General features: G+C 45.8%; 10 protein-coding genes. 6 read left to right on the top strand and 4 right to left on the bottom strand.

All coding sequences use genetic code 11. From position 1 onward, the window contains the following. Positions 1 to 91: 91 nt before the first annotated feature. Both JUB15_RS20075 and JUB15_RS20070 read right to left on the bottom strand, forming a co-directional pair. Entirely contained in the window at positions 92 to 880 is a 789-nt protein-coding gene (locus JUB15_RS20075; RefSeq protein WP_207514436.1) for an alpha/beta hydrolase, read from the bottom strand. 285 nt (positions 881 to 1,165) lie between these two features. Beyond that, positions 1,166 to 3,157: a KUP/HAK/KT family potassium transporter gene (locus JUB15_RS20070; protein WP_207514435.1), complete on the bottom strand. Its 1,992-nt coding sequence runs from the start codon at positions 3,155 to 3,157 to the stop codon at positions 1,166 to 1,168. 265 nt (positions 3,158 to 3,422) lie between these two features. Here JUB15_RS20070 and JUB15_RS20065 point away from each other — a divergent pair, with 265 nt between their 5' ends. The 5 genes from JUB15_RS20065 to JUB15_RS20045 all read left to right on the top strand — a co-directional run bounded on the left by JUB15_RS20065 (position 3,423) and on the right by JUB15_RS20045 (position 9,395). Next, positions 3,423 to 4,973 (top strand): hypothetical protein, encoded by a 1,551-nt coding sequence (locus JUB15_RS20065; protein ID WP_207514434.1) that lies wholly within the window; start codon positions 3,423 to 3,425, stop codon positions 4,971 to 4,973. Between the two features lie 10 nt (positions 4,974 to 4,983). Next, on the top strand, positions 4,984 to 5,964 hold the full coding sequence (locus JUB15_RS20060) for a hypothetical protein (protein WP_207514433.1): 981 nt from the start codon (positions 4,984 to 4,986) through the stop codon (positions 5,962 to 5,964). Positions 5,965 to 6,112: 148 nt separating this feature from the next. Beyond that, on the top strand, positions 6,113 to 6,817 hold the full coding sequence (purQ, locus tag JUB15_RS20055) for a phosphoribosylformylglycinamidine synthase subunit PurQ (RefSeq protein ID WP_207514432.1): 705 nt from the start codon (positions 6,113 to 6,115) through the stop codon (positions 6,815 to 6,817). 69 nt (positions 6,818 to 6,886) lie between these two features. Then, on the top strand, positions 6,887 to 7,342 hold the full coding sequence (locus JUB15_RS20050) for a protein-disulfide reductase DsbD domain-containing protein (RefSeq protein ID WP_207514431.1): 456 nt from the start codon (positions 6,887 to 6,889) through the stop codon (positions 7,340 to 7,342). Positions 7,343 to 7,430: 88 nt separating this feature from the next. After that, positions 7,431 to 9,395 (top strand): protein-disulfide reductase DsbD family protein, encoded by a 1,965-nt coding sequence (locus JUB15_RS20045; protein WP_207514430.1) that lies wholly within the window; start codon positions 7,431 to 7,433, stop codon positions 9,393 to 9,395. A 21-nt stretch (positions 9,396 to 9,416) separates the two neighbouring features. Here the strand turns inward: JUB15_RS20045 and JUB15_RS20040 are convergent, their stop codons facing one another. Continuing rightward, positions 9,417 to 9,626 (bottom strand): hypothetical protein, encoded by a 210-nt coding sequence (locus tag JUB15_RS20040; RefSeq protein ID WP_207514429.1) that lies wholly within the window; start codon positions 9,624 to 9,626, stop codon positions 9,417 to 9,419. Between the two features lie 745 nt (positions 9,627 to 10,371). Then, the gene (locus JUB15_RS20035) at positions 10,372 to 10,953 is read right to left on the bottom strand and encodes an RNA polymerase sigma factor (protein WP_014223477.1); all 582 of its coding nucleotides are present in this window, start codon (positions 10,951 to 10,953) and stop codon (positions 10,372 to 10,374) included. 263 nt (positions 10,954 to 11,216) lie between these two features. Between JUB15_RS20035 and uvrA the strand changes: the two genes are divergently transcribed. Then, positions 11,217 to 14,030: an excinuclease ABC subunit UvrA gene (gene uvrA, locus JUB15_RS20030; RefSeq protein WP_207514428.1), complete on the top strand. Its 2,814-nt coding sequence runs from the start codon at positions 11,217 to 11,219 to the stop codon at positions 14,028 to 14,030. The last annotated feature ends 146 nt before the right edge of the window (positions 14,031 to 14,176 follow it).

The following is a 14,176-nucleotide window of genomic DNA, read 5'->3' as shown; positions in this document are numbered from 1 at the left end:
AGCCGGTTAACCCCATAAATTAGCTGGTAAACCTTTGATCAGCCGGCTATAAAATCAGGCTAACTACAAACCACAACCCACAAACCATAAACTAGTATTTTAAGATGTCACGCACAAAATTATGGTACTCCGGAAAGGAGGGCAGGTTATTATGTCTTCCGCCTACAATGCGGATCAGCGTGATCTTGCGGGGATTGATCCTTTGCAGCCTTTCGCTGTGCCTGATAGGGATAAGCCGGTCCCGGGTGCCATGAATGATGTAGGTATGACAGTTTACATGGCGGATCCATTTGTCGGTGCGCAGGTGATAACGCAATACATACCGCACCGGCAGGATGGGCAGAAAGCGTTTTACCACGATGCGAAAATTATAATAAGGCGAATCGAGGATGAGATAGCGTGGTTTGTTTTCCGATGCAATGTACGCTGCAAAGCCGCTGCCGATGCTGCGTCCATATACGATGATGTGGTGTTCGGGGTATTTTCCGATCAAAACATTATAAACGAACTGCATGTCGTTCAGCATGTCTTTTTCGCTGCGTTTGCCGGTACTTTTGCCAAAGCCCCGGTAATCTACCAGCACTACATCGTAACCATAGCGGTAAAAATCACGCGCATACTTAGCCCAGCCTTTTATGCTGCGGGTGTTGCCATGAAAATAAAGGATCAGTCCTTTGGGATCGGGGCGGTAAAAGTGGAGTCCGTTAATGCGCACGCCCGGCGAAATATCAAAGAATAATTCATTGAAAGGGATGTCGTACCGGAACTGAAAATCGGCTGGCAGTTTTTCCGGTTTGAAAATAAACCAATCCTGTAGTATGTAGGCAAGAATACTTAATAGGAGCAAGCCTCCGATGATATAGTAGGCAATCGTGGGCAATTATAGAGTTTATGGTTTGTAGTTTGTGGTTTATGGTTCTTCTACCGCAAATCTCTGATAAATATTTCACCCCACCGAATGCTTAGGGTGGTTCATTCGTTCAAAACCACCTTCATTTATCCGGCACTCTATTTTCCCAGCCGGTTAAGCCAATCTAATAAATATTTCGCACGCTGAAGGTGCAGCTGGTTAGCAATAGTCGGACACGCATAAAATTAGGATAACCACAAACAACAAACCACAAACAACAAACCACAAACAACAAACCACAAACAACAAACCGTTCTAAAACTGGTTTTCCTCATTATCAAAGAAAACTCTTTTCAGGCTCAGGTTAGGTACCGGCGCAACAATGAGCGGGAATTTTTCGATGGTCACGTTGCTCACATCCAGTCCAAAGCCGCGCTCTTCTGACAAGCTGTATTCTTTTACCATGAAATACAGGCGCATGATCATTTTCTCGAAGAAGGGCAGCTCGATATCCTGGCTCAGGTATTTTTCCATTACGATGAACTGGAAGTCACCCACCACATTATTCCGTTCCAGGCTCTCGTAGCGGCTGGTAATATTCACCTCTTTATTGGCTACCAGGTCGGCCACTACTTTGCGGAACATCAGGTTGATCTTGGGCTCCATTCTGAAACCCAGTCTGAACTCGACCCTGATGATGTCGTTGGGAATAATATGCTCAACAGTGTACTCGCAGGTGTACGGATCGTCGAGGGTGTCAACGTGTACAAACCAATAGATATCGGCCCGTTTGGGCTTTTTATTCAGGATGGAATAAATGATCTTATGCTCAATTTCCTTGGGGTTATTGGCGCTGGTGAGATACACCAGGTGCGTCGCGTATTTGGGTACGGTTTTGTCGTTGCTCAATTCCTGGATCTGCGGAATGTAATGTTCTAACCGTACAAATTCCACATACCGGTTCTTGATCTTGCGGCTGCGGTACCAGATATACATCACAAAGAACAGTCCGCCGCCTACCAGCAGGGTCACAAAACCGCCGTGCGGGAATTTTTCGAGGTTGGCGAACAGGAACGACAGTTCAATGGTGAGATAGACGATCAGGAAGAGATAGATCCATATCGGTTTGGCCCGCCGCGATACCAGGAAGTTGGCAAACAGGATGGTGGTGGCGATCATACACATGGTAATGGCCAGTCCGTAAGCCGCCTCCATGCGGGAAGATTTTTGAAAGTATAATACGATGCCCACACAACCTACGAACAACAGCATGTTTATGCCGGGAATATACAGCTGGCCGCGTTCCTCGGTTGGGTAATTGATCTTGAGCTTGGGCCACAGGTTCAGCCGCATGGCTTCACTGATAAGTGTAAATGAGCCGCTGATCAGGGCCTGGCTGGCGATGATGGCGGCCGCGGTGGCGATCAAAATGCCCGGGATCACGAACCAGTGGGGCATGATCTTGTAGAAGGGGTTGAAACCCGCGCTGATCATGTCAGGCGTGATCACTTTGCCCGAATAGTTGGCGAGCAGGTAAGCGCCCTGCCCCAGGTAGTTTACGATGAGGCAGCTTTTTACAAAGATCCAGGAGTACCGGATATTGGCCCGGCCGCAGTGGCCCAGGTCAGAGTACAGGGCTTCGGCCCCCGTGGTACAGAGGAATACGGCGCCCAGGATCCAGAACCCTTTGGGGTATGAGGTTAACAGGTCTATAGCATAATAAGGGCTGAAAGCCTTGAAAATATGCAGGTCATCCATGAGGTGGGAGGCGCCCAGCACTGCCAGCATACAGAACCAGCAGAACATAATAGGCCCAAACATCTTACCGATGGAAGCAGTACCGAATTGCTGCAGAAAAAAGAGGACGCTGATAATGCCGATCACGATGTAAACGATGGTCGAGTCCTCAATGGTGCCCAGCCCCTGGATGTTGCGTAAACCCTCAATAGAGGAGGTTACGGAGATGGGCGGGGTGATCATACCGTCGGCCAGCAGGGCCGCACCGCCCAGCATGGCGGGTAATACAAGCCATCTTCGCTGCCGCCTTACCAGTGCGTACAACGAAAAGATCCCACCTTCACCGCGGTTGTCCGCTTTCAGGGTAAGAACTACGTATTTCAGGGTGGTTTGCAGGGTGAGTGTCCAGATTATGCAGGATAAAGAGCCCACAACTAATCTTTCATCTATTGTCCGGCCGCTGGTGATTGCGTTCAGAACATATAATGGGGATGTTCCTATATCTCCATAAATAATTCCTAACGCAATAAGTAAGGTGGCAGCGGTAACTTTATTGATTTGTTTGCCCACGGTAGTTCGCTTATCCCCGTTTATCAAAGGGTTTTTAATAAAAATAATAGAACCCCGGGTTATGAACCCGGGGCATCCGGTACAAAGTTATACGTAAAAAAATTAAATCTGCGCCGTTTTATATTTCTAATTGGTTCACACGACGAAATTTATGCACTTTTGGTTGCTACTGAATCAATAAAAAATGAATGCTTAAATTTATACCGAAAGTTTGGGCAGCCGTTTAACAATCAGTAATTTGGCATATAACATGCATTGCAGCTCCATGATGAAATTACGCAAAAATATCCTGCACCAGCTGCTGCTGGTAGTACTGTTGCAGGCCGTATTTCCATTTATAAGTACCGCCCAAAAGATCACCTATTCAGAAGCCGAACGGGAAGACGGACGTCGTACCGACTTTGAGATAATAGGAAAAGTAGGCAGCAACATCCTCATTTTTAAAAATAACCGCAACGACAACGCCATTAGTGTCTATAACAACGACATGAAACTGCTCGAACGGGTAAAACTCGATTACCTGGACGACCGTTGGATCAATGTAGACTTTGTACCGTATTCCAATCACGTCTGGATGGTATACCAGTTCCAGCGCCGGAGTATTGTGTATTGTATGGGCGTAAAGCTCGATCAGAATGCGAAGCGCATGAGCGACCCTGTTGAGCTGGATACTACCCGTATAGGCTGGGCCGCCAGTAACAAATTGTACACCACCATCTATAGCGACGATAAGCAAAAGATCATGGTGTTCAAGATCAATAACCGCAATCCCAAGAATTTCCTGTTCACCACCCTGCTGTTCAATGCCAATATGGAATTGCAGCACAAGCATCATATGAACATGCCTATGGAAGAACGGAACGATTATTTTACCGACTTCCTGGTAGATAATGAAGGGGATATGGTGTTTGGTAAGTTCCAGCGCAAGAACGGGAGCGATTATATCAGTAACCTGCAGCTGATCACCAAAAAAGGCGGCGAAGAGAAATTCAATGTACGCGACCTGCACCAGAAAGACGAACGGGTGCTGGATGAGGTAAAGATCAAGATCGACAATACGAACAGGCGATATTTATTCTCGGCCCTGTACTATAAACAAAAGCGGGGTAATGTAGAGGGGTTGTATACCGTAATCTGGGATAAGGCCGCCGATTCTGTGCTCAAAGAGACCATGCTGGCCTTCAATGACGATCTGCGCAAACAGGCCAAAGGGCCCGACGCCAACCTGCGGATCGCCTTCAATGACTATTTTATTAGTGATATTATCATAAAACGCGATGGCGGTTATTTATTAACTGCCGAATCTATGTACACTACATCGCGCGGTGGTACGTTTAATAGGTGGGATTATTTGTACTGGAACAATCCCTGGTCGTCGCCGCTTGATTATAGTTACTGGTCGCCCTATTATAGTCCGTGGCGGTCGCCCTGGAACCGGTATGGGGGCGCTGCAGCGACCCGGTACCATGCAGAAAACATCATGGTGCTGTCGTTCGATAAAGACGAAAACCTGCAGTGGAGCAATGTGATCTCAAAGACGCAGTTCGATGATGAAACGGATGCTTTGGTGTCGCATTCCCTGATGAATACCGGCGGAGAACTGCATTTTTTATTTAATGTGTATGAGCGCCGGACCCTGTTACTGAACGATCACAGCATTGGCCCCGATGGAAAGATCACCCGTCACCCAACGCTGAAGAACCTGGAAAGGGGGGTAGAATTTATGCCCCGGCTCGGTAAACAGATCAGCGCCAGCTCCATGGTTGTTCCCTGTCAATTAAGAAACTATCTTACTTTCGCCAAAATTGAATTTTAAATTCGTTTGAGTGACAGGACTATTCAAGCAAAAGACCTCCAGCAATATCCTGGTATTGCTGGTTTATGGTTTAATTCTGAAGTTTAACCGTTTTCTGCACCCTGCCGGCCCTTTGCAACAACCGGAAGACCATTTCCTATACAATTGGTTGATCGCATTTTTAAAGCCGCTGCAAATTGCACCGGTATTGTATGTGCTGATCGCTTTTTTACTGCTGTTCAGCCAGGCGCTTTTGTTCAACCGCATTTGTAACGACCAGAAATTACTGCCGCGGCCCAATTACCTGCCGGCCATGGCCCACATGCTTACCACCTCGCTGTTTGTAGAGTGGAACTATTTTTCGGCCCCCCTGCTCGCCAATACCTTTCTGATCTGGATCTTTTACCGCATGACCACTTTGCCCAATATTCAACGACCGGCGCCCGCCATTTTCAGTATTGGGGTACTCATAGGAATTGTAACGTTATTATACCGCCCCGCGATCGTATTTGTAGGGCTCATCCTGCTCGCCCTGTTCATTATGCGGCCTTTTCGCCTGCGCGAATGGGCGATCAACCTTCTGGGCATTACCATGCCGTATTATTTCCTGGCCCTGGTATTATACCTGGGTAATAAATGGGACTGGAACAAAATAAAGCCGGTGTTCAGCATCGGCCTGCCGGCCATCCCATCCTCCCTGATCACCACCGTGAGTATCAGTTTACTGATCATTCCATTCATGATCGGCGGGTATTATGTACAGGCCAACCTCAATAAGATGTATATTCATGTGCGCAAAAGCTGGAGCCTGCTGCTGTTATACCTGATCATGGCCATGCTCATCATTATGGCCGATGGGGGCAGCAATTATATCAGCTGGATGTTGTGCGCGGTGCCCATAACCGCTTTTCATGCCGCCATGTATTTTTATATCAATTCCCGCCGTTTACCCATGATCATTCACTGGATCTTATTTGGGTTTGCGATCTATCTTAACTATTGGCTTAACTGATTGATTTATAGTAATGTAAATATATTATGCCTTACAGGTTACATGTTGCAGGCTACAGGGAAAACCTGGTCTTGAGCCCTGTAACCTGTAACTTGCAACCTGTAACCCCAAACTATGTTATCTTTGCACCTCATTTAAATTCTCGCTAATGAAATTCGGTGTTGTAGTATTTCCGGGCTCCAATTGCGATCGCGACATGCAGGATGCCCTGCAAAATGATCTGAATCAGGAAGTCATCATGTTATGGCATAAAGATAAAGACCTTAGTATGTTTACTAAGGACGACTGTATCGTTCTGCCTGGTGGTTTCTCCTATGGCGATTATTTGCGTTGCGGAGCCATTTCCCGGTTTAGCCCTATGATGCAAAGTGTGATCGAATTCGCCAATAAAGGCGGTAAAGTGCTGGGCGTGTGCAATGGCTTTCAGGTATTATGTGAGTCGCATTTATTGCCAGGGGTATTATTACGCAATGCCAATCAGCAGTTTATTTGCAAGAACGTGCACCTCATAGGGGTAGGCGCCGACAGGCCATTGAAAATACCTATTGCGCATGGCGAAGGCAGATATTATGCTGATGACGCTACATTGGATAAGCTGGAAGCCAATAATCAGGTCATATACCGGTATTGCAATGAGCAGGGTGAAATAACCCCACAGGCCAACTGTAATGGCGCTGCTCGCAATATCGCGGGTATATGTAATGAAGCACGCAATGTATTCGGCATGATGCCGCACCCTGAAAGAGCTACTTCTGAAGCACTTGGCAATACGGATGGCCGCATTATATTACAATCACTGATCATGGGGGTAAATGCGGTTGTCACTGAAAAAGCCGCATTGGTAAATTTTTAGATAATTATTAAGATTATTTCTTAGACTTTTGAGACAGGTAAACTGTTTTAATAAGTAAACAAACTCAACATGAAGGTAACTCTGCTCTCCCTTTTGGTAACGTTGATCAGTGCTGTGTCGTTTGCGCAGTCCAGTACCCAGGTTAAATGGTCATTTTCTTCAAAGAAGATTGCCGATAAGACGTATGAGGTTCGGGTAAAAGCAACCGTTAATGGCGACTGGCATATATACTCTCAGAACGTAGGAGTAGATGGTCCTATTCCAACCGTATTCACATTTACCAAAAACCCGTTGTTGGTAGTGGATGGTAAAGTAAAAGAAGTAGGCAACCTGATCACGAAGAATGAAGAAGTATGGGGCGGAAAAGTGAACTATTACGAAAAAACTGTTGAGTTCATTCAAACAGTGAAGGTTAAGAGCGCTGCTAAAACCAATCTGGCCGGAAAAGTAGAATATATGGTTTGTAACGAAGAAAAATGTCTGCCTCCTTCCGAAACAACATTCTCAGTTGCTATAGGCGGTTAACAATTTGTGATGCAAATTATTAGATTATAAAAACGGGTTCTTGCTCAAAGAACTCGTTTGTTTTTTAAAATCAACCAGTATTCGCTTTATGAAACATTTTTTATGGAGTTTGATTGCGCTGTGCTGTATCAACTCCACTGTGGTTAAGGGCCAGGATCCAACTGCTTATAAATGGGAAGTATCCGGTAAAAAGATCCAGGATAAGGTCTACGAATTAACTTTTTCAACACCAGGAAATAACAAATGGCAATTATATGGCGCCAATGAATCCATCAGTGAGGTGCCTTCTGTAGAGATCGAACTTGCTGACTCTTCTATACAGGTTCATAAGCCATTTAAGGAATCAGGCAACAGCACATCATTTAAAAATCCTGTATTTGACAACGCCACTTTCAAAGTGTATGAAGGCCCTGCCTCCTTTACCGCAACGGTAACGTTCACCGGCGATGTTCCGGCGGTGCTGTTGGGTAAGTTCCGGTATACGTATGGCAAAGGCGATGAGTTTTACCCGCTGAATGAATATGCTTTTTCTGCACCGCTTGAAGGTGGTGTTGATGCAAGACCGGTGATCGATGTAGCCACATTCGACCTCAAAAATCCCGTTAATCCCTGCGGCGATGAAGATACCGGTGGCAAAAGCCTGGCCGGCATATTTTTCATTGGGATGCTGGGTGGCTTTATCGCATTGTTCACCCCTTGTGTGTTCCCGTTAATACCTCTGACCGTTTCTTTTTTTACCAAAAAATCGCAGGATAAAAAGAAAGGCATTGCCAACGCTACGGTTTATGGCTTATTTATTTTCCTTATCTATATTTTATTGAGCATTCCGTTCCATCTGGTGAGCGGTGTGAACCCCGAGATCCTTAACAATATCTCCACCAACGTTTGGCTGAACATCTTCTTCTTTCTCATTTTCGTATTCTTTGCCATTTCGTTTTTCGGGTATTTTGAAATAGGATTGCCCAGCGGACTGGCCAATAAAATTGATTCCCGGTCGGGCATGAGCAGCCTGGGCGGTATATTCTTTATGGCCTTAACCCTGGCCATTGTATCCTTCTCCTGTACAGGTCCAATTTTAGGTTCTTTACTGGCCGGCACGGCATCCGAAGGCGCCTGGCCATTAACGGCCGGACTGGCAGGGTTTGGGCTGGCGCTGGCCTTGCCATTTGCTTTGTTCGCCATGTTCCCCGGCTGGCTGCAATCATTACCAAAGTCAGGCGGCTGGTTAACCAGTGTAAAAGTGGTGCTCGGTTTCCTGGAGCTGGCCATGGCGGTGAAATTCTTATCGAATGCCGACCTGGTGAAGCAGTGGGGTTTCCTGAAAAGAGAAGTATTCATTGGGATATGGGTACTGGTTGGTATCCTGATCGTATTATACCTGTTGGGTAAGATCAGGTTCCCGCACGACAGCCCGGTGAAGAAATTAAGTAAGACCCGCATTGCATTCATTGTTGTCTTTTCTGCGGCCACCCTGTATTTTATACCCGGACTCACCAATACGCAAAGCGCCAATCTGAGTTTGATCAGCGGCTTTCCGCCACCGCTTTGTTATAGCGTGTATAAGAATCCCGTGAATTGTGAAAAAGGTATCGAGCCTTTACACAATGATTATAAAGAAGCACTGGCGCGGGCCAAAAAGGAAAACAAACCGGTATTGCTCGACTTTACAGGCTGGGCCTGTGTAAACTGCCGCCGGATGGAAGAGAATGTATGGCCCGATGAAAAGGTGAGCGCCCTGATAAAAGAGAAGTTCATCATTGTATCGTTGTATGTTGATGAACGCAGACCGCTGCCGGCCGCCCAGCAGTTTGAATACGACAATAAAAAAACGAATACGAAGAAAAATATCATTACCGTAGGCGACTTATGGGCCACATTCCAATCCGTGAACTTTGATGCAGTTGCCCAGCCGCAGTATGCCATTATCAGTCCGGATGAAAGGATACTCACTAAAACCAAGGGGTATACCCCCAGTGCCCGGGAATTTGCCCAGTGGCTGGAATGTGGGATTGATGCGTACAATAAAAAAGAGCAGCAAACGGCGGCTAAATAGGCATTGTAGCTGAAAATCTTTTTAGATAAACATCCCGTTCCGTTTACCGGGGCGGGATTCTTTATTTGCAGTCACTTTGGTGCTTTTTGTCAGTGCTTTTTGCAAATTCACTATTGCTTTTTTAAGAACCACGGGTTCATTTTTCACGATGGCATCTTCTCTGGTCGAATGCACCCATTCTTTTCTCAATTGGATATTTTCTTTTGACCGATCCACCACTTCTTTTTTCAAATTGACTGCTGCTTTTGTGGGATTGACCGCTTCATTTATCAGATTGACTGCTGCTTTTACGGAATTTACCGGCCGTTTGACTGAATTGATGCGACCATTTTTCAAGTTTGATGCCCGGTTGGTGAAATAGGGTGGGGCTTTTGCTTACTTTAATAACCAGTTGATCAAATTGTGCTGCCAGTTTGCTGAATGATGCGGACAGTTTGCTCAATGGGTTACCATATTCAGCAAATGAGCAGGGTAAAACGAAAAAAGAGTGATTACATTCAACACATGAGGAAGAGCATTCGCTGAAAGTACTATTGAAAACTGCTCATGAGAGATACAATTCGCAAAAATGGTTACTGATATTCATAAAAGACGAATAGGATCCGGGAAAAGTGTTATTGAATGCTGCAAAAGCATCATAGGATTGGCTTAATGACGACGCAGATCAGGCAAATGAACAGGAAATTGGCCGTTTTTGATTGTAAAAGGCTGGAGATCAGATTATAATTCTATATAAAAAGAAAACACCCCGCTCAGCCTGAGGGGGGTGTTTAATTAGGCGTCATTCTGTTCCAGCCTTCCGGCAAGCAAGCAATTCAGAAAATGGGCCCGGATGGAGGGCCAGAATGACAATATTTTTTACTTTGTTGTTTTCTGGTGTCAAATCTAAGCAGCTTATCCGTTCCCTTTTTCAGATGTGCTGTTAAATTTTTGCAATGATATAAAATCACAACTGAAGTACCCAAAGTAAAAAGGCCTACAAAGCGATCTTTTTCTGTAACATCATTTTGCGCAGGTTGATCAGGCCATAACGCATTCTGCCCAAAGCGGTGTTAATGCTGCAATTGGTCAGGGCTGCGATCTCTTTAAAGCTCAGATCGGCATAATGACGTAGAATGATCACTTCGCGTTGATCATCTGGTAACAGGTCCAACATCTGACGAACGCGGTCATAACTCTGACGCTTCATCATTTTTTGGTCTGCACCGTCTTCTGTGAAATTAATCACTTCAAATATATCCCTGTCGTCGCTGGTTTTGATAGCAGGGGTACGTTTTACTTTCCGGAAGTGATCAACACACAGGTTGTGGGCAATACGCATTGCCCAGGGAAGGAACTTACCTTCCTCGGTGTACCTGCCTCCACGAATGGTGTCGATGATCTTGATCAGCACATCCTGGAAAATATCTTCGGCGAGATATTTGTCCTTAACAAGAAATAAAATGGAAGTGTACATTTTTTCCTTGTGGCGAAGGATGAGGGTTTCAAGAGCATACAAGTCTCCATCCTGAAAGTCCTGGATTAATTCATGATCGGTCTTTTTACGTAGTGAACTCATAAACTTCTACGGTTTTTTGAAGGTGATAGGATATTAATTAAAATGGATTTTTATTATTGATTGGCTTTTCTGAGTAGAAGTGATTGCGCGATAGGCGGTGTGTTTAGTTTTCGATTTATTGTACAAATTACCAACTAAAGATAGAGAACTTTTCGAAATAAGCAAACTTTAAGCAATTTTTAGATTTTTTTACCCAATAACCGTTAAGGAAACTATTTAAAAATATCCTCAAACAAAACAATAAATTTGTTGTCTTTTAAATTATGGCAGTATCAACAAAGGCTAACACGGTAGCAAACCCGGTGCTAAAGGGGTCAGATAATATATACATAAAGGGGGCACGGGTTCATAACCTGAAGAATATCTCGGTTGAAATTCCGCGTAATAAATTCATCGTGGTCACGGGTGTGTCGGGTTCAGGCAAATCTTCTCTTACCATAGATACATTATTCGCCGAAGGGCAGCGCCGGTACGCAGAAAGCCTTAGTGCTTATGCGAGACAATTCATGGCCCGCATGGTAAAACCCGATGTGGATTTTATCAAGGGTTTATGCCCGGCTATTGCGATAGAGCAAAAGGTAATAACCCGTACCCCACGCTCAACCGTGGGTAGTATGACGGAAATTTACGATTACCTGCGGCTGTTATTCGCCCGTACGGGCAAAACCATTTCCCCCATTTCGGGCCGCGAAGTAAAAAAAGACGATATCAACGATGTAATAGAGGCTATCGCTAACCGCCCCGCCGGCGATAAGGTGCTTATTCTTATTCCCTTCAAACAGCATAAGAACCGCAAACCGCTGGAAGAGCTGAATATCCTGATGCAAAAAGGCTTTTCCCGCTTATACAATGGCGAGATACTTCGTATTGAAGAACTTATAGATACCGCCAACGAAAAAGGCGCTGGTCCTGAACTCAGCGGTGATACCTATGTGTTGGTTGACCGGCTGGTGGTAAAGGCTTTTGACGAAGACGACCGGCATCGGATGGCCGATTCTATCGGCACCGCTTTTTATGAAGGCGAAGGTGAATTAATGCTGGAAGTGAACGGCACCATCAAACTCCAATTCAGCAACCGCTTCGAGCTCGACGGTATGCAGTTTGAAGAACCGGTGCCTAATCTTTTCTCATTTAATAACCCGTTTGGCGCCTGCCCTACCTGTGAGGGCTTCAGCCAGGTGCTGGGTATTGATGAAGACCTGGTGATTCCCGATAAACGGTTAAGCGTATATGAAGGCGCCGTTGCGCCCTGGAAAGGGGAGAAGCTCGGGGCCTGGAAAGACCAGTTCATCCGGGGCGCCCGCAAGTTTGATTTTCCCGTTCATAAAGCCATCATTGATCTTACCAAAGAACAATATAAAGTACTTTGGGAAGGCAATGCATTTGTGAACGGCATCAACGACTTTTTTAAGGAAGTAGAACAGAACCTCTATAAAGTACAGTACCGGGTATTGTTATCCCGCTACCGGGGCCGAACCCAATGTCCTGACTGTAACGGGTATCGTTTACGCAAAGAGGCATTGTATGTGAAGGTGGGCGGCAAACATATTGGCGAGCTGTGTGAAATGCCGGTTAAAGACCTGGCGGTATGGTTTGCTGAACTGCAATTAAGCGAATACGACGCCCAGGTAGGTAAACGGATCTTGATCGAGATCAATCACCGCCTGAAAACCCTGCTCGATGTGGGCCTGGGATATTTAACGCTCAACCGCCTGGCCAATTCATTGAGTGGTGGCGAAAGCCAGCGTATTCAATTAACACGCTCCCTGGGCAGCAATCTCACCAATTCACTATATATACTCGACGAACCGTCAATCGGTTTGCACTCGCGCGATACCGAAAGACTGATCAGGGTATTGAAAGAGCTGCGCGACCTGGGCAATACCGTGGTTGTCGTTGAGCACGATGAAATGATGATGCGCGAAGCCGATTATATCATCGATATGGGACCCCTGGCCTCACACCTGGGGGGCGAAGTGGTAGCCCAGGGTGATTATGACGCTATTATTAAGAACGATAAAAGCCTTACAGGTAAGTACCTGCGTGGCGATCTGAAAATTGAAGCACCCCGTACCGTTCGTAAATGGACGCGTTCAGTAAGTATTGAAGGCGCGCGGCAGAACAATCTCAAAAATGTAGATGCCACCTTCCCGCTGAACCTGTTGTGTGTGGTAAGCGGAGTGAGCGGCAGCGGGAAAACAACACTGGTAAAACAGATCCTGTACCCGGCATTGAAGAAGCTGAAAGGGGAACCGGTTGATAAGACCGGCTTGCATAAAGCCATTACCGGTGATATAGATTATATTTCACAAATAGAAATGGTTGACCAGAATCCCATCGGTAAATCATCGCGCAGTAACCCGGTAACTTATATAAAAGCCTGGGATGAAGTACGTGACCTGTATGCCAAACAACCATTGAGCAAAATACGCGGCTTTCAACCCAAGCATTTTTCGTTTAATGTAGACGGTGGCCGTTGCGATACCTGTAAAGGTGAAGGTGAACAGATCGTTGAAATGCAGTTCCTGGCCGATGTGCATCTTACCTGCGAAGTATGTGGCGGTAAGAAGTTCAAGGAAGAAGTGCTGGAGGTCACCTACAAAGAAAAAAACGTGTATGATGTGCTGGAAATGAGTGTAGATGAAGCACTGGAATTCTTTAAGGACGAAAAAGACATTATCAATAAGATCAAACCTCTAAGCGATGTGGGGCTGGGCTATGTAAAACTCGGACAGTCATCAGATACCCTGTCGGGTGGTGAAGCGCAACGTGTGAAACTGGCTTCTTTCCTCGGCAAGGGACGCGGCCAGGGGCATATCCTGTTCATCTTTGATGAGCCCACTACCGGTTTGCATTTTCATGATATTAAAAAACTGCTCACTTCTTTCAATGCATTGATCGAGCAGGGCCATTCCATATTAGTGATAGAGCACAATACCGATGTTATTAAAAGCGCCGACTGGATCATTGACCTTGGTCCGGAAGCAGGTGATGGCGGCGGACAGATCGTATATGCCGGTGTGCCGGAGGGTTTAAAGAAGGTGAAGGAAAGTTATACCGGGAAGTTCCTGAGTTAATTAGTTATTCAGTTAATAAGAAAGGGTGGGCTACTTCATGAAGTAGCCCACCCTTTTCTTTTTTATTTATTTATCCCCCTGGCATTGGAACATTCGTATATCATCGCCAATTGCCCAATGTATGCTCCCCTTTAGGGGGCTGGGGG

Origin of the sequence: Longitalea luteola, from assembly GCF_017356035.1 — a bacterium.
Taxonomy (GTDB): Bacteria; Bacteroidota; Bacteroidia; order Chitinophagales; family Chitinophagaceae; genus Niastella; species Niastella luteola.
Note: the sequence above shows the minus strand (reverse complement) of the source record. Positions and strands in the feature narration are given on the sequence as shown.